The sequence below is a fragment of the Janthinobacterium sp. EB271-G4-7A genome (assembly GCF_020858075.1).
In the GTDB taxonomy this organism is placed as follows: Bacteria; Pseudomonadota; Gammaproteobacteria; order Burkholderiales; family Burkholderiaceae_D; genus Janthinobacterium; species Janthinobacterium lividum.
This window is the reverse complement of sequence record NZ_JACYMI010000003.1, coordinates 283493-300990: the sequence shown is the minus strand read 5'-3', so window position 1 is coordinate 300990 and position 17498 is coordinate 283493. Positions and strand designations below refer to the sequence as shown.

17 protein-coding genes are annotated in these 17498 nt (G+C 63.4%); 4 read left to right on the top strand and 13 right to left on the bottom strand.

The features are described from left to right. Nucleotides 1-36 precede the first annotated feature (36 nt). Nucleotides 37-672, bottom strand: a complete 636-nt coding sequence (locus tag IGS58_RS21835; RefSeq protein WP_070224987.1) for an SAM-dependent methyltransferase — start codon at nucleotides 670-672, stop codon at nucleotides 37-39. A gap of 188 nt (nucleotides 673-860) precedes the next feature. Here IGS58_RS21835 and IGS58_RS21830 point away from each other — a divergent pair, with 188 nt between their 5' ends. Further along, nucleotides 861-1646: a head GIN domain-containing protein gene (locus IGS58_RS21830; RefSeq protein ID WP_034786183.1), complete on the top strand. Its 786-nt coding sequence runs from the start codon at nucleotides 861-863 to the stop codon at nucleotides 1644-1646. Nucleotides 1647-1706: 60 nt separating this feature from the next. On the opposite strand, the gene IGS58_RS21825 is transcribed toward IGS58_RS21830, so the two are convergent. Continuing rightward, nucleotides 1707-2249, bottom strand: a complete 543-nt coding sequence (locus IGS58_RS21825) for a YaeQ family protein (RefSeq protein WP_034786185.1) — start codon at nucleotides 2247-2249, stop codon at nucleotides 1707-1709. A 50-nt stretch (nucleotides 2250-2299) separates the two neighbouring features. Then, entirely contained in the window at nucleotides 2300-3181 is an 882-nt protein-coding gene (purU, locus tag IGS58_RS21820; RefSeq protein WP_034786194.1) for a formyltetrahydrofolate deformylase, read from the bottom strand. Between the two features lie 345 nt (nucleotides 3182-3526). On the opposite strand from purU, the gene IGS58_RS21815 reads away from it, so the two are divergent. The 3 genes from IGS58_RS21815 to IGS58_RS21805 all read left to right on the top strand — a co-directional run bounded on the left by IGS58_RS21815 (nucleotide 3527) and on the right by IGS58_RS21805 (nucleotide 5145). Then, a complete protein-coding gene (locus tag IGS58_RS21815) occupies nucleotides 3527-4024 on the top strand; it encodes a phasin family protein (protein WP_230522680.1) in 498 nt (165 codons plus the stop codon). A gap of 61 nt (nucleotides 4025-4085) precedes the next feature. After that, on the top strand, nucleotides 4086-4469 hold the full coding sequence (locus tag IGS58_RS21810) for a KGG domain-containing protein (RefSeq protein WP_070254975.1): 384 nt from the start codon (nucleotides 4086-4088) through the stop codon (nucleotides 4467-4469). A gap of 163 nt (nucleotides 4470-4632) precedes the next feature. Then, nucleotides 4633-5145: a YgjP-like metallopeptidase domain-containing protein gene (locus IGS58_RS21805; protein ID WP_034758768.1), complete on the top strand. Its 513-nt coding sequence runs from the start codon at nucleotides 4633-4635 to the stop codon at nucleotides 5143-5145. Between the two features lie 96 nt (nucleotides 5146-5241). Here IGS58_RS21805 and IGS58_RS21800 read toward each other — a convergent pair whose 3' ends face one another. The 10 genes from IGS58_RS21800 to IGS58_RS21755 form a co-directional block, all read right to left on the bottom strand. Then, nucleotides 5242-5838 carry a PEP-CTERM sorting domain-containing protein gene (locus tag IGS58_RS21800; protein WP_052140476.1) on the bottom strand — a complete coding sequence of 199 codons (597 nt, stop codon included), beginning with the start codon at nucleotides 5836-5838 and terminating at the stop codon, nucleotides 5242-5244. 313 nt (nucleotides 5839-6151) lie between these two features. Further along, entirely contained in the window at nucleotides 6152-6697 is a 546-nt protein-coding gene (locus tag IGS58_RS21795; protein WP_034786386.1) for a TIGR00730 family Rossman fold protein, read from the bottom strand. 11 nt (nucleotides 6698-6708) lie between these two features. Then, on the bottom strand, nucleotides 6709-7482 hold the full coding sequence (locus IGS58_RS21790; protein ID WP_034786202.1) for a hypothetical protein: 774 nt from the start codon (nucleotides 7480-7482) through the stop codon (nucleotides 6709-6711). Nucleotides 7483-7523: 41 nt separating this feature from the next. Next, the gene (locus IGS58_RS21785) at nucleotides 7524-8195 is read right to left on the bottom strand and encodes a TetR/AcrR family transcriptional regulator (protein ID WP_034786204.1); all 672 of its coding nucleotides are present in this window, start codon (nucleotides 8193-8195) and stop codon (nucleotides 7524-7526) included. A 138-nt stretch (nucleotides 8196-8333) separates the two neighbouring features. Then, nucleotides 8334-8951, bottom strand: a complete 618-nt coding sequence (locus IGS58_RS21780; protein WP_070254981.1) for a phasin family protein — start codon at nucleotides 8949-8951, stop codon at nucleotides 8334-8336. 135 nt (nucleotides 8952-9086) lie between these two features. Continuing rightward, a complete protein-coding gene (locus IGS58_RS21775; RefSeq protein WP_070254983.1) occupies nucleotides 9087-12725 on the bottom strand; it encodes an EAL domain-containing protein in 3639 nt (1212 codons plus the stop codon). 301 nt (nucleotides 12726-13026) lie between these two features. Beyond that, nucleotides 13027-13983, bottom strand: coding sequence for an alpha/beta fold hydrolase (locus tag IGS58_RS21770; RefSeq protein ID WP_230522679.1), 957 nt, complete (start codon nucleotides 13981-13983; stop codon nucleotides 13027-13029). After that, entirely contained in the window at nucleotides 13980-15614 is a 1635-nt protein-coding gene (locus tag IGS58_RS21765) for a GMC family oxidoreductase (RefSeq protein ID WP_230522678.1), read from the bottom strand. Before IGS58_RS21765 ends, IGS58_RS21770 begins: the two co-directional genes overlap by 4 nt. Before the next feature lie 7 nt (nucleotides 15615-15621). After that, nucleotides 15622-16143: a hypothetical protein gene (locus tag IGS58_RS21760; RefSeq protein WP_230522677.1), complete on the bottom strand. Its 522-nt coding sequence runs from the start codon at nucleotides 16141-16143 to the stop codon at nucleotides 15622-15624. A 76-nt stretch (nucleotides 16144-16219) separates the two neighbouring features. Next, nucleotides 16220-17425: an MFS transporter gene (locus IGS58_RS21755; RefSeq protein WP_230522676.1), complete on the bottom strand. Its 1206-nt coding sequence runs from the start codon at nucleotides 17423-17425 to the stop codon at nucleotides 16220-16222. Between the last annotated feature and the right edge of the window lie 73 nt (nucleotides 17426-17498).

The following is a 17498-nucleotide window of genomic DNA, read 5'->3' as shown; positions in this document are numbered from 1 at the left end:
GCCAGCGCCGGTTTTTTTTATGTCAGGCAGCAATTCTCAGCGGAACTTGCTCTTGTGCCCTGTCTTCAAATCCAGCGCATAGCGCACGCCGTTGTCCGTCAACATGACTTCATCGGGCGGCTCTTCCCCGGCCAGGGCGCCGTCGATCAGGGGCAAGCCTTCGCCCTTGCGCATCAGGTCGTCGCAGCGCTCGTACACGTTCACGCAACCGGTGGACGCCATCAGCGATTGCACGATGGCCACTTTCCACGCATCGACCCCGCCGGCGTTGAATTCACAGATCAGGTAGCCTTGCACGCCGCCGAACAGCTGCACCACCAGGCCGGGCAAGCCCTCGTCTTCGCCCTTGATCAGGGTCAACAGCTGGTTTTCGCCCGCCTTCTTGATGGCTGGCAGTTTTTTCTCGATGGCGGCCTTGACGCGGCGCTTGATCAGCGCGTGGTCGACCGGTTCGTCTTCCTTGAAGCTCCAGATGCGCGCGCGGATCTGCGACTTCGAATTGTAGGCGGCGCGGGCGATGAACTGCTTCGACGAGCTTTGCACGATGGCCGTCGAGCCCGGCTTCATTTTTTCCTGCGGCTTGCCCTCGACTTTTTCAATCGCGGACGCATAGATCCACGATTGGCCCAGCAAGCTCTTTTCCTTGCCCTGTTTGATGGTGATGATCAGCATGTAATTCCAGTAGTGTGAGCGGCGCGAGCCGGTCGTCGTATGTCCAATACCGGCATGATACCTCATGCCATCCTGTCGCATCCTCCTGCATTCCATGCCGCTGCTGGCGCAGTCTGTCGCAGCGCGGTACGCAAGCCTGGCCGGCTGGCATACCATGCACACAGTCCAATTCCAAACAGGGAGCAAGAATGACACACGCAATTTTCCAAGCCCGCCATGCCCGCGCCGTGACCACCCTGCTGCTGGCCGCCTGCGCGCTGGCCATCCCGGCCGCGCCGGCGCTGGCGTCGCCGCTCGACTGGATTTCCGGCAACAGCATCCAGGGCAGCGGCAAGCTGCAAAAGCAGACGCGCGAAGTGGGCAGTTTCCATGCCGTGGCGCTGAACGTGCCGGGCACGGTCGAATTGCGTATCGGCAACACGGACAGCGTCACCGTCGAGGCCGACGACAATATCCTGCCGCTGATCGAGACGGCGGTGGAGAACGGCACCTTGCGCATCCGGCCCGCCAAGCGCAACGCCAACTTCCGCCAGAGCAGCCTGACCATCGTCATCCAGGCGCGCCAGGTGGAACGCATCAGCGTGGGCGGCTCGGGCAACATCACGGCCACGGGCTTGCGCGCCGAGAATCTGCGCTTCGACGTGGGCGGCTCCGGCTCCATCCACGCGCGCGACCTCGACAGCCGCCAGGTCTCCGTGGCCATCGGCGGCAGCGGCAACTTCAAGGCCAGCGGCAAGACGGAGCAGCTGACGGCCTCCATCGGTGGCTCGGGCAATATCCAGGCGGGCAAGCTGGCCGCACGCGAGGTGCAGGTGAGCATCGGCGGCTCGGGCGAGGCGCAGGTGTGGGCCAAGGATGACTTGACCATCAGCATCGGCGGCTCGGGCGAAGTCAGCTACTACGGCGATCCGCGCATCAGCCGCAGCATGCAGCGTTCCAGCAGCATCAAGCGGCTGGGCAGTGCGCCGAACTAAGCGCCCGCAATGACAAAAGCCCGGAGCGATCCGGGCTTTTTGCGTTGCAAACGGTAAAAATCAGCGGGCCGGCTTCACCGGTTCGCGGTCGATCAGGACCGTGTTGACGCTGTCCGTCAGCCAGATCTGGCCATCCTGGATCGTGCATTGCAGCTGCATGCTGCGCTGCGCCAGCTTGCTCATGTCTTGCGCCGCCTCGGATGGCAAGTTGATCACGGTCAAGTTCTTCGCCCGTTCCAGTTTATTCGCGATCTGCTTCCACCAGATGTGGCTGGTTGCGCCATAGCTGTAGACGATCACCTGTTCCGAACGGCCGCAGGCCTTCAGGATGCGCTTTTCGTCTGGCTGGCCCACTTCGATCCACAGCTGGATGGCGCCCGTCAAGTCTTTCTGCCACAGGTCGGGCTCTTCCGTATCGAACAGGCCCTTGGTGAAGGTCAGCGCCTCGTCGGCGTGGATGGCGAACGCCAGCAGGCGCACCATCATGCGCTCGTCCGTTTCGGACGGGTGGCGCGCCAGGGTCAGCGCGTGATCCTGGTAGTAATTGCGGTCCATGTCGGCGATCTGCAGATCGGCTTTGAAAATTGTTGCTTTGAGGGCCATCGTGTTTCTGTCTCGGTAAAGTGGATGTCAATATTGTACGGGCGAAGGTATCAGCGGAAAACCACGGTCTTGTCGCCATTTTTCAGGATGCGGTGCTCGACGAACCATTTCACGGCGCGCGCCAGCACCACGCACTCGACGTCGCGGCCGATGGCCGTCAGGGTTTCGGCATCCATCGCATGGTCGACGCGCTCGACGTCCTGCTCGATGATCGGGCCTTCATCCAGGTCGCCAGTGACGAAGTGGGCCGTCGCGCCGATCAGCTTGACGCCGCGGTGATGCGCCTGCGCATACGGCTTGGCGCCCTTGAAGCTGGGCAGGAAGGAATGGTGGATATTGATGGCGCGGCCATCGAGCGCCTGGCACAGGCCCGGCGACAGGATCTGCATGTAGCGGGCCAGCACCACCAGGTCGATCTTGTGCGTGTCCATCAAGTCGATGATCTTCGCTTCCTGCGCCAGCTTGGCCGCTTCCGGCGCGCCGGCCGCCAGCGGCAGGTGATGGAAGGGAATATTGTAGCTGGCCGCCAGCTGATAGAACTCCATGTGGTTCGACACGATGGCGGGAATTTCCACGTTCAGCAAGCCGCTCTTGTAGCGGAACAGCAAATCGTTCAGGCAATGGCCGATCTTCGACACCATCAGCATCACGCGCGGCTTGACGCGCGCATCGTGCAACTGGCCGTGGAAGGGGCCGTTCAATTGCATGGCTTGCGACAGGTCGGCGAAGTCGCTGCGCAACTGGGCGTCGCTGACGGCGCCGTCTTCCAGCGCGAAATGCACGCGCATGAAGAACAGCTGGGATTCCTGGTCGCCGAACTGGGCGGAATCGAGGATGTTGCAGCCGCGTTCGGCCAGGAAGCCGGACACGCGGTGCACGATGCCGCGCTGGTCCAGGCAGGACAGGGTCAGGATGTATTCGGGATGCGTCATGGTCGCGGAATAAGGCAAAAAAGGTGGGCTATGCTCGGCTCAGCCACGCGCGCCGGCCATCGGCTGCGCTGCCGCGAGCCGGCTATTGTCGCACGGCCGGGCCTGTAAACCTGCATTTTCCACACAAGCAGCATGGCTGCCGGCGGCGGCAAGCTGATTCACGTTCATTTGATCTGGCGCAAAACCATCGCGTTTTTCCCCCTGCCAGGCCCCATTCTCGCGCCAAACCGGCATCTGGCGTGGAACCTGGCACACCATCCGGCGTCTATCCCTTTGCTTGTTGCACCATACGCCGCATCCGGTACACCGGGTGTTTCCTGGATCCGCTTTTCATTGAGGTAGAACATGTTCACAACCAGTATGCCCCCCAGTTTCAGCCACGCCCTGAAGTCCCATCTGGAGGCCCAGTGCAATTTCGCCACGGAACTATCGCGCAAGATGTTCGATACGGCGCAGCAACTGAGCGAGCTGCATCTGCGGCTGGCGCAAGACTTGCTGCAGGAATGGAGCAACGCCAGCCAGCAACTGCTGTGTGCGCGCGACACGGGCGAGTTCATGTCGCTGGCTGCTGCCCAGCTGCAGCCGGGCAGCAACAAGCTGCGCCAGTACCAGCAGCAACTCGGCAACCTCGTCGCCAACGCCAATGTCGAGATGAACCGCACGGCAGAGAACCACCTGCCCGAAGCGAGCCGCACGGCCGTGGCCTTCGCTGACGAAGTGGTGCGCAAGACGGCCGAGGAAACGGAAAAAGCCACGCAGCGCCAGCGTGAAATGATCGAAAAAATGCACGCCACAGGCCACCGCGATGGCGCCGGCCACAGGCAATCCGATCAGGCGCATTGAAGACTTGAATTAAATACGTGAGTTGAACACTGGACCCCCACTCGATAGCAAGGAGAGCGACATGGCAAACAATCAAGGTAATGAACAGGGCAAAGGCGCTGGCAGCAGCCAGAAAGCCAGCGAATCGGGCAGCGCCAAAGGCACGAGCAAGCGCGGCTTTGCCGCCATGAATGAGGAGCAGCAACGCGAAATTGCCAGCAAGGGCGGTCAGGCAGCCCATCAAAAGGGCACGGCGCATGAATTCGACTCGGAAGAAGCACGCCGGGCCGGGCAGAAAGGCGGCGAAGCCGTCAGCCGCAACCGCGAACACATGGCGGAAATAGGCCGCAAGGGTGGCGAAAGCCGGCAATCGGCCCAGCGCGCCAATGAAAACCGCGGCGGCACGGCGGCGCGCAGCGGCAACACTGGCCGGCAGGGTGGCAAGGAAGAAGACGACAAGGGCTGATCCGGGCTGACGGGCTGACCGGGATTACCCGGACAGCGCGGCTTGACGAAGGCACGGGACGGCCCCGGCGGCCCCGCGCAAGGGCTGGCGCAGCGCGGGGCGCGGCGGTATGGTACATTCTCGCCTTACCGACACCTCCGCGCCCCGCCCCGCCCTTCCCCGCATGCAGCCATCCCTGAAATACCTGAGCGCCTATTCCGAACAAACGCAAGCGCAAGTGCAGCAACTGATCGCGCAAGACAAGCTGGGCGACGTCCTGTTGAAACGCTATCCGAACGCGCACGATGTGCGCAACGACAAGGCGTTATACCAGTATGTGCAGGACTTGAAGAATGAATTCCTGCGCAATGCCGAACCCATCAACAAGGTGGCGTTCGACAGCAAGATCCATGTGATCCAGCATGCGCTGGGTTTGCATACCTCGATCTCGCGCGTGCAGGGCGGCAAGCTCAAGGCCAAGCATGAAATCCGCGTGGCCACCATGTTCAAGGAAGTGCCGCTGGAATTCCTGCGCATGATCGCCGTGCACGAACTGGCGCATGTGAAAGAAAAGCAGCATGACAAGGCGTTCTACAAGCTGTGCACGTATATGGAACCGCAATACCACCAGTATGAATTCGACGTGCGCCTGTACCTGACCCAGCTCGACCTGTCAGGCCAGCGCCTGTGGTCATGAAGTCAGGATCATGAAGTCCACGTAACAATGCCGCCCGGCATCCACTGGGCGGCATTGTTTACGTATGCGCCGGCATGGCCGGCACCATGTTCAGGCTCAGGCGGCGTTCTTGCGGCGAAGCATGAAGCCCAGCAGGCCCAGTCCGCCCAGCAGCATGCCGTAGGTGGCCGGTTCCGGTACGGCGCTGACAGTGGCGGAGATATTGTCAACCTGGAAGGTGTGCAAGGCGCCTTCCTTCCACGATGCCGACAGCAGATTGCTGAAACCCGTAAACGTGTAATCGGCAAAGGTGTGGCCGCCGCCAAGGCTGAAGGTCTGGGTCACCGTGCCGCCGCCCACTTGGTGGCCGACAAAGGTCACATCGAAGGAACCAGGCAAGCTCACGAAATCGGCCAGGCTGATCGAGCTCAGCGAGAAAGCGGCGCCATCGGCGCGCGACAAGGTCGTTGTCGACAGGGCTGTCGCACCCAGGCCAGCCGAGCCGGCATAGGCGAAGCTATCCTGATGTGCCGAGCTCAACAGGCCCAGGAAGCTGCTGTCAAAGTTATAGCCGCCTTCGGAGTAGGAATTGAATACGGAACCAAAGTAGCCGGGATGTTCGAGCGAATCGAAGCCGATCGTCGTCGTCTGCGCCTGAGCACCGCCAGCGGCTGCAAGAATGGCGGCGACAGCGGTCGCGCGCAAGAGGGTCATAGGTTTCAAAATAGCATCCTTTCGAGATGATGAAGTAGCGTGGCTGTGGCAACTTGAAATGGCTCGGCACCGTTTTTTAGGAGTCTTGTCGCGCTCACGGGTGTCCGATAGTCCTAACTTTTGAACAGGACAAGTAGACCACAACCATAATTAAAAAGCATCTTCATTTTCAAAATAACATGCATAGAGAGAAATATTATGGACATATATTTATCAATTGAATCATTGAGCGCGATCAATTTTCCCGTGTGGAAATAAAAAAAGCCATGCACTGCGCAGCGCATGGCTCCCTGTCAATTTCTATGAAGAAAGATTAAGGCGCGCACTCCTTCAGGCGCTGCACCAGCGCGGCAGGATCGGCGTCGGCATTCAGGAACGCCGCGTGCTGCGGGCGGATAAAGCCCTGTTCCTTGCCGTTTTGCACGAAAGCGATCAAGCCATCATAGAAACGGTCGACATTGAGCAAGCCGATGGGTTTGGCGTGCAAGCCCAGCTGGGCCCACGTGAGCATCTCGAACAGCTCTTCCAGGGTGCCATAGCCGCCGGGCATGGCGATGAAGGCGTCAGACAGGCTGGCCATCATCGCCTTGCGCTCATGCATGTCCTTCACGATAAACTGGCGCGTCAAGCCCGTGTGGCCCACTTCGCGCTCGACCAGCTGGGTGGGAATCACGCCCGTCACTTCGCCGCCCAGGCGCAGCACTTCATCGGCGATCACGCCCATCAGGCCCACCTTGCCACCCCCATATACGAGCGAGATATTTTCCGCCACCAGCACGCGCGCCAGTTCGCGCGCCGCCACAGCATAGTCCGGCGAGACGCCCGCATTGGCGCCACAGTACACACATAAAGCCTTGATCACAGTAATCCCTACCCTTTCAATTCATCGATCGCCGCCTCGACCTCGAGGCGCTCCTTGGCGTCCAGTGCCTCGCACTCGGCCGCCTTTTCATACAGTGCCAGCGCTTCCGCCAGCTTTTTCTTTCCGTCGAGCATGTTCAAGGCGCGCGCATATTCGCTATGCGCCAGCGCCGAATACGGCGTCAGGGCCAGTGCCGTCTTGAAGTGCTGATAGCCGTCTTCCTTGTTGGCGCCGTAGGTCAGGCTGCCTATCATGGCACCGACTTTGTCGATAATTTCCGTATGATAAATCCCAAACGCGATATGCGCTTCCGCATGCATGGGCGCCACCGTCATCGTGCGGTCCAGGCTGTTGCGCACGCGCGCGCCCATGCCTTGCGCCAGGGCCTTGACGACGGACGTGCCCAGCGCATAACGGCCCAGGCTGTAGGCATGCCAGTAGTAGCCGGCCGGATTGTCCGGCTGCTCGCTCTGCTGGCGCTCGCAGCGCTCCGCGACTTCTTCGTACATGTCGAGTTTCCGGCTGTCGTCCACTTCCAGGTGCGTGGCGTAGATGCAGGTCGCCTTGTGCGCCACCGCATAACCGGGCACGCCGACGGCCAGGCCCAGCTTCACGGCGCGCTCGAAGTCGCCCGCATGGAAGGCCAGCCAGGCTTGCACCAGCGCAGAGTGCGTGGGAAAGGGTTCCACGTCGCCCGCATGCAGGCGCGCCCAGGCCGCTTCCAGGGTTTGCGGCGTGTAGACATATGCCTCGTCCGGATAGGGAAATTGTTTCCAAGCCATATATCTCTCCTGTAAATAGCGACGTGGCGCCAGCAGCCGCGTCAGTCGTTCTTGAGTTTCGTCACGTACTCTTCCGACAGTTTGCGAAACAGCAAATGCGTTTCATTGCGCAGATACGGGCCGATCAGGGACAGCACCTGGTAGCAGCCGCGCGCCAGCGCATCGGACATCGATTGCTGCTCGCTGTACTTGCGCGGGTTGCGCACATACTCGTACGACAGCCAGTAGGTGGCGACAACCACCATATTCGTCGCCATCGCAGCAATTTCCATGTCCGACGCTTCCAGCGACTGTTCGCTGCGCAAGTCTTCGCACAGCTGCGTGGCCACCTTGATCTTGTGCGCCAGGATCAGCTTGAAGTGCAATTCCAGTTTGCGGTTGCGCGACAGTAAATCATTGAGGTCGCGATAGAAAAAGCGGTAGCGCCAGATCAGTTCGAACATCAGGTGCAAATACAGCCAGACATCCTCGATATTCGAGCGGCGACCGTCGGGCACGGTCAGGATGCGTTCGATTTCCGCCTCGAACTGGACGAAGATCGAATTGACGATGTCGTCCTTGTTACGGAAGTGGTAATACAGGTTGCCGGGCGAAATGTTCATCTCTTCGGCAATCACGGTCGTCGTGATATTCGGCTCACCAAACTCATTGAACAGGCGCAGCGACAACTCCAGGATGCGTTCGCGGGTACGGCGTGGTGCTTTTTGTAGCATGGCGGGCAATCTCTCTGTGTTCTGCCTCAAGCATACCACCTAAAATAGCCATAATGAAACACTCCGCCCCTGGCCGCCGGCGAAAAACGCAGGCAAAAAAAAGCCTGCGCGAGCAGGCTGGAGGAATGCGGCGCCAGCTCAGGCGGCCGGCGCTTTTTTCTTCGCCGCCGGTCTCGCCGCCGGTTTGCTGAGCGGCTTGCTCACCGGTTTGGCTGCGGCGCGCGGCGTAGCCCTGGCTGCCGGCTTGGCCGTGGCCTTGGCGACGGCCGCTTTCGGTGCGGTTTTTGGCGCGGTTTTCGGTACGGCTTTCGGCGCCGCCTTCACGGCGGGCTTGGCCGCAGCCTTCGGCCTGGGCGCCGGCGCGGCCTTGGCCGACAGCGCCGCCACTTGCCGGCTCAAGGCATCGATCTGCGCGTGCAGCGCGGCGAGGTCCTGTTGCGTGGGCACGCCAATGGTGGCCAGGGCGCGCGCGACGCGCTCTTCAAACACCTGTTCCAGCTTGTCCCAGGAGCCGCTGGCCTGCTTGCCCACGCCATCGGCCAGCTTGCTGACACTGTCGCTGACACCGGCCACCTTGTCTTCGGCGCGCTTCTGGAATTCCGTGCCTTCCTTTACCAGCTTGGAAAACACGCGCCCGCCCTCTTCCTGCGCCTTGGCAAAGGCACCGAGGCCCGCTTGCCAGATCTGCTGCGCGGACGAGCGCACGGCGCTTGCCAATTCCTTGTCTTCCGTCGGTTCCTTCAATTTCTTCACCATCGCCAGCTCCCGTCATGTGAAAGGCCATGCCACTTCATGGATGCATTTTATTCTAGTGAGCAAAACTAGAGACGGGGGTCTAATTCGATGGAAAGCGGCTGCTCAAGGTGCGCCAGCGCACGCGGCGGCCAGAACCTAGGCCGCCGCCTTCACCTGGCCATGCAGCAGCTTGTGCAGGCGGAAGCCTTCGCGGATATTCTCGCGCAGCACGGCGCCTTTCCACGGCTTGGTATAGAAGCGGTCGACGGCGCCGCGGTTGATGGCCGCCATGATGGGCGTCAGGTCGGCAAAGGCCGACAGCATGATGCGGAAGGTGTCGGGACACAGGTGCTTGACCCGCTCCATGAATTCGGTGCCGCTCATGAGCGGCATGCACTGGTCGCACAGGATCACCTGCACCTTGTGGCGCGCCAGGATGTCGAAGCCTTCGGCGGCCGTCTGCGCCGTGAGGATGCGGTAGCCGTCCTGCGCCAGGAAGTCGCTGAGCACATCGAGCATGAAGACATCGTCGTCGACGATCAGCAAGGTTTGCTGCTCTTCGCCACCGGCATCCTGCGGCGCCTGCAACAGCGTGCCTTTCATCAGCATCTGTTCGAATTCCTCGTGCGGCACGGGACGGCTGAAGTAATAACCCTGCATCTCGTCGCAGCCGTGGCGCCGCAAATAGGCCAGCTGCGCATCGTTTTCCACGCCTTCGGCGATCACTTCCAGCTTCATGCTGTGCGCCATGCTGATAATGGCCAGCACGATGGCCGCGTCGTCCGGATTGCTGGTCACTTCGCGCACGAAGGCGATGTCGATCTTCAGCTTGTCGATGGGGAAGCGCTTCAGGTAGGCCAGGCTGGAATAGCCGGTGCCGAAATCGTCGATGGAAATCTGGATGCCCAGCGCCTTCAGGTTGCGCAGCACGGCGATGGTTTCCTCGGCGTTCGACATGAGCGAGCTTTCCGTCAGCTCCAGCTCCAGCAGCTCGGGCGCGATATCGTATTTGCGGATCGCCTTGAGCACCTCCTCTTCCAGGCCGCCGACGAAAAACTGGATGCCCGACACGTTGACCGACAGGTGCACGGGCCCGATGCTGCTGGCGCCCCACTCGCTGATCTTCCTGCACGCTTCGTCGAGCACCCAGTTACCGACGCGCACGATCAGCCCCGTTTCTTCCAGCAGGGGGATGAACAGGGCTGGCGAGACCATGCCGTGGCCGGGGCGGCGCCAGCGTATCAGCGCCTCTGCGCCGCTGATGCGTCCCGAGATGATATTCACCTTGGGCTGGAAGAACAGCACGAATTCCTCGTTGTCGATGGCGCGCCGCAGGGCGTTTTCCATGTCCAGCCGCGCCATCGACTGCGCATTCATTTCCGCCGTGAAGAAGCGGAAGGCGTCGCGACCCGCTTCCTTGGCGCGGTACATGGCCGTGTCGGCATATTGAATCAGCGTGTCCGCATCGATGCCATCGTCGGGGTACACGGATATGCCGATGCTGACCGTCACCGTCACCTCGTGGCCCTGCAAGTCGAAGGGCTTGCGCATCGCCTCGCGGATCTTGTCGACCACGCCCACGGCATGCTGGGCGCCATCGGGCAGTACCAGGATGGTGGCAAATTCATCGCCGCCAAAGCGGCCGATGGTATCGCGCACGCGCAGGCAATCGACGAGCCGGCTGGAAAACTGGCGCAGCAGATCGTCGCCGATGGTGTGGCCCAGGGTGTCGTTGATATTCTTGAAGCGGTCGATATCCATGAACAGCACGGCCACGGCCCACTGGTGTTCGGACGCCTGGGCCAGCGAATGGGTCAGCGAGGCGTAGAACTGGCTGCGGTTAGGCAAACCCGTCAAGGTATCGAAATGCGCCAGCTTCATCAGGCGCTGTTCGGCATCCTTGCGCTCGGTGATGTCGCGCGCCACGGCCACCAGGATCCAGCTCTGCCCCGAGCGCAGGGTGCGCCGCTGCACTTCCACCGACAGCGGCGAACCGTCCTTGCGCTGCAGCTGCAGTTCCGTCATCGGGCCGCCCTGGTCGCCGGCCAGCAGCTTGTTGTACAGCTCTTCCAGCTGGGATTCGCCCTCGTGCGCGCGGCCCGGCCCCACGCGCAGAAAATCCTCGCGCTCGAAACCGAGCATGCGGCAAGCCGTCTGGTTGACGTCGACGAAGCACATGCCGGCGCGGTCGACGAGGAAAATCGCGTCGGCCGTGGCATCCATCGCCAGGCGGAAGCGGCGCAAGTCTTCATCGAGGCGGATGCGCGCCGCCATGTCCAGGGTCAGCTGCTCATGGTGGCGCTTGATCTCGTCGTACAGCAGCAGGTTGTCGTAGGCGACGGCGATCTGCGCCGCCACCGTGGCGGCGACGCGCTCGTCGACTTCGGAAAATTCATTCGCGCCCAGCTTGTCGACCAGGTACAGCCAGCCGTGGCTGCGCTCGCGCGAGGCGATGGCCACGCCCAGAAAGGAATGCACGGGCGGGTGCGTGTCGGGCAGGCCCAGCGCGCCAGGGTCGCCCTTCAAGCCGTTGACCCGGTAGGGCTGGCGCTGTTCCAGCAAGCGGTTCAGGATGCCCGTGCGCGGTGTGCTGGCGATGCGATCGAGGTCTTTCTCGGCGCCGCACGAGGAAAAATAGCTGAGCTTTTCGGCGCCCTCTTCCAGCACGCCGATGCAGGCATACTTGGAGACGCAGATATTCTGCGCCACCTTGCAGCCCGCTTCGATCAGGGCGCGCGGATCGCGTTCGGCGCCCAGTTCGATACCGAGCTCGATCAGGGCCGTCAGGCGCAGGCTCACCGCCTGCAGGCTCGACAGCGAGCGCGACAGGCGCTCCGTCATGACGCCCAGGTCTTCGGGGATGGCGGCCTGGCCCTCGCGCTGGCTGGCCAGCTGCGAAATCTGCTGGCTGCTCGATTCGAGTTCGTCGATATAGCCGCTGACCTGATGCTCGATGCCAGCCAGCTTGCCCGTGGCGGGAGGCGCCGCAGCGCTGCCCGCGCCCGGCGTGGCCGCCACCTGGGCCGTCGGCGGCATCAGTCCCAGCGCCTCGTTGACGGTGCGCACGATGACTTCCGGGTCGGACGGCTTGGGCAGCACCCAGCGCACGCCGCAGGCCTGCGCCAGCAAGATCGCTTCCTGTTCGCGGTAGGTGGCCGTATAGAAAATGATGGGCACGTCGGTCAGCGCGGGATCGGCATGCACGCGCGTGACGAATTCATAGCCGTCCATGTTCGGCATGAGGATGTCGGAGATGATCAGGTCCGGCCGCTCGGTGCGCAGGATTTCCAGCGCATCGGCGCCATTCGCCGCTTCCAGCAGGCGGTGGCCGCCGTAACCCAGCAGCGCGGTGAGGAATTCGCGGTTCAGCACATGATCATCGACGATCAGGATGGTGGCTATGTCGTTTTTAACTGGCGTCGACGGCGCCCCGGGTAAAAAAGATTCCAGCTCCGCGACGAACAGGTCGGGCTCGATCGGCTTGCCGATGTAGCCATTGAAACCCGCTTCGAGCAGACGTTCGCGGTCGCCCACCATGGCCAGCGCCGTCACGGCCAGGGCCGGGATATTGCGCAGCTGCGGATCTTTCTTCAGCTCGGCCACCACGCCATAGCCATCGAGCTTGGGCAAATGCACGTCGCAAATGATCAAGTCCGGCAATTCGCTGCGCGCCATGCGCACGCCCTCTTCGCCGTCATAGGCGGCCAGCGGCGTGTACCCGAAGGCACGCAGCAAATACACCATCAATTCCATATTGGTGGCGTTATCTTCAATAATCAGGATACGTGCGGACAATTAGCGCCCCCAATAAAAACTACGTGGACTCATTTTCTGCCTGCGTTCAACTTTTCGCATGCGCGGGCTACATAACAATCCTACAATATCTTGCCATAGATCCTGAGAAAAATCTGGCCGCCGGACGTCTGCAGAACGGCGCAAGCGGCCTCAGGAACAATTTTTCCCGCTGCCCTTCTGACCTTAGCTTAATACAGTACGCCAGCGGAAAACAGCATTATCTGCCCATGGCGTTGTTAAACAGGGGCAACAGCAGAGTCAAAACAGACAGTCTTGCCATGCAGACAAAACACAACAGGATTCAGGAAAAATGCGGGCAAGACGGAGGCTGGGCGACTTCGTTCTTGATAGTGATTTCTTCCAGCAGCTGACGCAGCACGCGCGCATCGCTGGCCAGCGCCACATGGCCGATGCCGCCGAAGGCCAGATTGCGCGCGTCGGGCAGCTGCGCGGACGACTGCGGCGCGACGATATTGTCGTGGTGCGAGTACATCGAGGTGATCAGGGCGCGCGTTTCCGGCGTCTCGCTGGCGGCCAGCTGCGCCAGCCAGGCGTCCGGCGCGCCATGGATACGGCTCATCTGCCGGGCATTCGCGCCTGCCGCCAGGTTGGCCAGCGCCGTGCCGTGGTGCGGCGTGCCGATGGTGATGATGCGGGCGACACGCCGCGCGCCATGCCGGCGCAGCCAGGCGCGCGCCACCAGGCCGCCCATGCTGTGGGCGACGAGAATCACGCGGTCGCTGCCAGTGCGGGCGCGCAGCTCGGTGATGGCTTGCTCCACTTGGGGCACAAATTGCTCGATATCGGCGCCGATGGGCTCCAGGTCGACGCCATCGTGCACGACGCCGGCCCGCGCCAGTTGCCGGCTCAGCTGCGTCCAGTAGCCGCGGTTGCACACATAGCCGTGGATCAGCAGCACCGGCAGGCCCTGGCCAGCGACTGTGTCGGCCGCATGCAGGCGCGGACGCAGCATGCCCCATGACGAGGCCCACAGGGTGGCGCGCAGTTCGCCCAGGAACAGCCGCGCGGCCCCCCGCACACCCAATTGATATTCCTGTGGCACGGGGCTACCCAGCCGCCGGCTCTGCCAAAAATTGCGCGCCACGACCAGCGCGCGCACGGCCAGCAGCATGGCCAGCGCCAGCAACACGGCCTGCACCGGCGAAGCCACGCCCCACGCCTGCATGGCCAGGTACGCCAACCCCAGCACGGCCAGCACTTGCAGCAGCATCAGCCACTTGAGTATGCGTGCGATCATGCTGGCGCTGGGACGGGCACGGGCGCCGGTTTTCCCGTCAGCTCCCGCGCCAGGCCGCTGGCCAGGCGCGCGGCCAGCGCATACAGCGTCAATTGCGGATTGGCGCCTATCGACGTGGGCAGCAGCGAGCCGTCGTGCACGGACAGGTTGCGCACGCCGTGGTAGCGGCCATCGGCACCCGCCACGCCCAGGCGCGCATCGTCCGACATGGCGCAGCCGCCCATCACGTGGGCCGACACCACCCGCGCCAGCAGCACCTTCATCGGCAAATCGCCGATCGCCTGCTTCGCCTGCGCCCAGCTGGTGTAATGGCTGGCCATTTCATGCACGGGATAGACACTTTTCGCGCCGGCGGCGAACTGGATTTCCGCCATCGACAGCAGCGCGCGCCGCACGCCATCCCACATAAAAGGCGTGAGCGGATAGTCGAGCACGGGCGCACCGAAGCTGTCGATCGATACCGTGCCGCCCGCCGAATCATGGTGAAAGCCGTCGCGCAGCAGGGCCAGCAAGCCATGCGCATGGGGGAATTCGCGCATGGTGCGCGCGTGTTCATCGCCGAAACCGCCCATGGTGGTGGCCATCAGCAGCGGATGCAGCGGCGGCGCTTCGAGCTTGTAGCCGATGGGACCATCGATGGGCGCCGTGTGCAGGAAATGGTCGGAATAAATCGTCTGCGGCGCGCCCGCATAAGCGTCGACGCGCTGCGGGAACAGGCCCGCCGAGATCACCGTCGGATGCAGGAAGGTGCGCCTTCCCAGCAAGCCGTGCGGGTCGGGCGCCTGCGAGCGCAGCAGCAGCGCCGGCGAGTTGATGGCGCCGCCGGCCAGCACGAAGTGCTTGGCGCGCAAGGTGAGGCGCACGCCCGTGGGCACCTGTCCGGCGGCGTCGAGCGCCGTCACCTGCAGGCTGTCGATGCGCTCGCCCTTGAAGCTGAAACGCTCGGCGCGCGCATGCACGAGCAGGCCCGCGCCCAGCGCCAGCGCCGACGGGATCGTCGTCACCAGCATCGACTGCTTGGCGTTGGTCGGGCAACCCATGCCGCAGTAGCCAAGGTTCCAGCAGCCGTTCACGTTGCGCCGGATGGCGGCCGTGGGAATGCCCAGCACCGTGGCGCCACGGCGTAGTAAATCGTTGTTTTCGTTGGGTGGCGCGGCCCAGTCGCTCACGTGCAGGCGTTTTTCCATCATGGCGAACCACGGCGCCATGGCATCGATGGAATAGCCGGACAAGCCAAAATGCTTGCGCCAGTATTCGAGGGTGCCGGGCGGTGTGCGGAAGCTCGAGGTCCAGTTGACGGTGGTCGAACCGCCCACGGTGCGCCCCTGCAGGATATTGATCGCCTTGTCGCGCGTCTTGCGCGCGGCCGATTCCTGGTACAGCGCGGGATAGGCGTCCGCTTCGCGCATCTTGAAGTCTTGCGAGGACTTCAAGCCGCCCTCCTCGACGATCAGCACTTTGAGGCCGGCCAGGGCAAGGATTTCCGCCGTCACGCCGCCGCCGGCGCCGCTGCCGATGATGACCACGTCGGCTTCCAGCGTACGGTCGGCGGCCACGGTGCTGGCGTCGGTGACGTTCCAGCCGCTGGCCACGCCGATGGCGATGGGGTCAGGAATGGGAGAGGTGCTCATGGATGCCTTATGCGCTCAGTTCGGGCAGCGGCCCCGGATAGCCGATGGCGGCCCAGTGGGCGGCATCGGCATACCAGGCGCCGAGGATCAGATCATGCAGGGCCAGATAGGCCGTCTGCAGGGTAGCCAGGCGGTGCGTGCGCCACGACTGCAGAAAGGCGGCCACCTGGGCGAGATCGGCTTCGCGCCAGCCGCCATGCACGCCGGCGACGAAGCGCCGCGCGGGTGCCAGCGCCAGCAGACCAAACAGATCCTGCACCTCCTGCTGCGCCGCCAGGGGCAAGCCACGGATGGCCGTGTCCACGCCGGCGATGGCGCCATCGAGCGCCGCGGCCCGCGCGGGGGCTTCCCGCGGCAGCGCGCTGCCCAGCATGGCCGGCACGATGGCCGCCAGCGCCGCGCGCGCCGCGCCATCGAGCACGAAGTGGCCTGGTGGCGCCGGCCCGCGCACCAGGCGATAGGCCGCCCCTCCGGCGGCCAGCGCGCAGGCGCCGAGCACGCCCAGTTTCAGAAACGATCTGCGTTGCATACCCCTATCCCCTTGTTTTATACCGCCTTTTGCAGGCCAGTGTACGCCAAAGGCAGTGGGCGTTTGAACGCAAAAACTAGAGCGGAGCGTCTAGTTTTTGCGCCTGAAACCACAGCAGCAGCATGGCCAGCAGCGCCGCCAGCGCGCCGCCGATGGCAATGCTGGGCAAGCCAAAAGCGACGATCAGCGCACCTCCCAGCGCGCCGCCAAAGGCCGTGCCCGCATTGAAGGCGGCGATATTCAGGCCCGCCGCCACGGCGTCGCTGCCCGGGCAATGCCGTTGCGCCAGGCGTAGCAGCCGCATGGTGGACAGGGTGACGAGGGCAAAGAACAGCAAGCCCAAAGTGCCGCACAGGGCCAGCATGGCCACGGGCTGGGCGCGCAGCAGATAAAACCCCAGCAGATTGAGTGCCAGCGCGGCCAGGGCCAGCACGGTGGCACGCAGCGCGTGGGGACGGTCGGCGCACCAGCCGCCCAGCAGGTTGCCGCCGATGGCGCACGCGCCAAAACACAGCATGGCGGCGCCCAGCCAGCCCGCATCGAGCCTGCCCAGCTGCAGCAGGAAGGGCGAGACATACGTGAAAAAGCTGAAGGTAGCCACGCTGACCAGCGCCGCCACGCCGGCCGCCAGCAGCAGGGGTAGCTGCAGGATGGCGCGCAGGCTGGCCAGCGCTGATGCGGCGGCGGCCTGCTGGCGCGCGGCCGGCATGGCGAAACGCAGGCCGGCGCCGCCGCACAGGGCCAGCACGCCGATGGCCGCGAAAACCCAGCGCCATGACGAGACGGCGCCCAGCCACGTCCCCAGCGGCACGCCGCCGGCCAGCGCCAGGGTCAGGCCCAGCCAGACGATGGACAGCGCCCGTCCCGCGCGGGACGGGTCGACCAGGCTGGTGGCCGCATGCGACGCCACCGCCATGAACACGCCATGCGCGAGGCCGACGGCAAAGCGCACCCCCAGCAGCGCGCCCAGCGCTGGCGCGGCCGCCATGGCTATGCTGCCGGCCGCCAGCACGAGCATGGTGGCCACCAGCACCTGGCGCACGGGCCGGCGCGCCAGCATGGCCGTCAGGATAGGCGCGCCGATGGCCGCCCCCAGCGCATACGCGGCGATGGCGCCGCCGGCCGCCGCCACGCTGGCATGCAAGTCGCGCGCCATGGGGGTCAACAGGCCGGCGGCGATGAATTCGCACAAGCCGAAGGCAAAGCTGCACAGGGAGAGCAGATAAATGGAGAGTGGCAGCGTGGCGGACGGCAGCACTGTGCGCGAGGACATGGTGGACATGGCAGTTCCTGACAATCAAAACGCCATGCTGGCCCCTCGTTCACCATCTGTAAAATATCTTATTTATCTTAAA

Excerpts from the sequence above, each read along its gene's own strand:
- IGS58_RS21835 (WP_070224987.1), bottom strand. The coding sequence starts at position 672 with ATGCTGATCATCACCATCAAACAGGGCAAGGAAAAGAGCTTGCTGGGC.
- IGS58_RS21830 (WP_034786183.1), top strand. The coding sequence starts at position 861 with ATGACACACGCAATTTTCCAAGCCCGCCATGCCCGCGCCGTGACCACC.
- IGS58_RS21825 (WP_034786185.1), bottom strand. The coding sequence starts at position 2,249 with ATGGCCCTCAAAGCAACAATTTTCAAAGCCGATCTGCAGATCGCCGAC.
- purU (WP_034786194.1), bottom strand. The coding sequence starts at position 3,181 with ATGACGCATCCCGAATACATCCTGACCCTGTCCTGCCTGGACCAGCGC.
- IGS58_RS21815 (WP_230522680.1), top strand. The coding sequence starts at position 3,527 with ATGTTCACAACCAGTATGCCCCCCAGTTTCAGCCACGCCCTGAAGTCC.
- IGS58_RS21810 (WP_070254975.1), top strand. The coding sequence starts at position 4,086 with ATGGCAAACAATCAAGGTAATGAACAGGGCAAAGGCGCTGGCAGCAGC.
- IGS58_RS21805 (WP_034758768.1), top strand. The coding sequence starts at position 4,633 with ATGCAGCCATCCCTGAAATACCTGAGCGCCTATTCCGAACAAACGCAA.
- IGS58_RS21800 (WP_052140476.1), bottom strand. The coding sequence starts at position 5,838 with ATGACCCTCTTGCGCGCGACCGCTGTCGCCGCCATTCTTGCAGCCGCT.
- IGS58_RS21790 (WP_034786202.1), bottom strand. The coding sequence starts at position 7,482 with ATGGCTTGGAAACAATTTCCCTATCCGGACGAGGCATATGTCTACACG.
- IGS58_RS21785 (WP_034786204.1), bottom strand. The coding sequence starts at position 8,195 with ATGCTACAAAAAGCACCACGCCGTACCCGCGAACGCATCCTGGAGTTG.
- IGS58_RS21780 (WP_070254981.1), bottom strand. The coding sequence starts at position 8,951 with ATGGTGAAGAAATTGAAGGAACCGACGGAAGACAAGGAATTGGCAAGC.
- IGS58_RS21770 (WP_230522679.1), bottom strand. The coding sequence starts at position 13,983 with ATGATCGCACGCATACTCAAGTGGCTGATGCTGCTGCAAGTGCTGGCC.
- IGS58_RS21765 (WP_230522678.1), bottom strand. The coding sequence starts at position 15,614 with ATGAGCACCTCTCCCATTCCTGACCCCATCGCCATCGGCGTGGCCAGC.
- IGS58_RS21760 (WP_230522677.1), bottom strand. The coding sequence starts at position 16,143 with ATGCAACGCAGATCGTTTCTGAAACTGGGCGTGCTCGGCGCCTGCGCG.
- IGS58_RS21755 (WP_230522676.1), bottom strand. The coding sequence starts at position 17,425 with ATGTCCACCATGTCCTCGCGCACAGTGCTGCCGTCCGCCACGCTGCCA.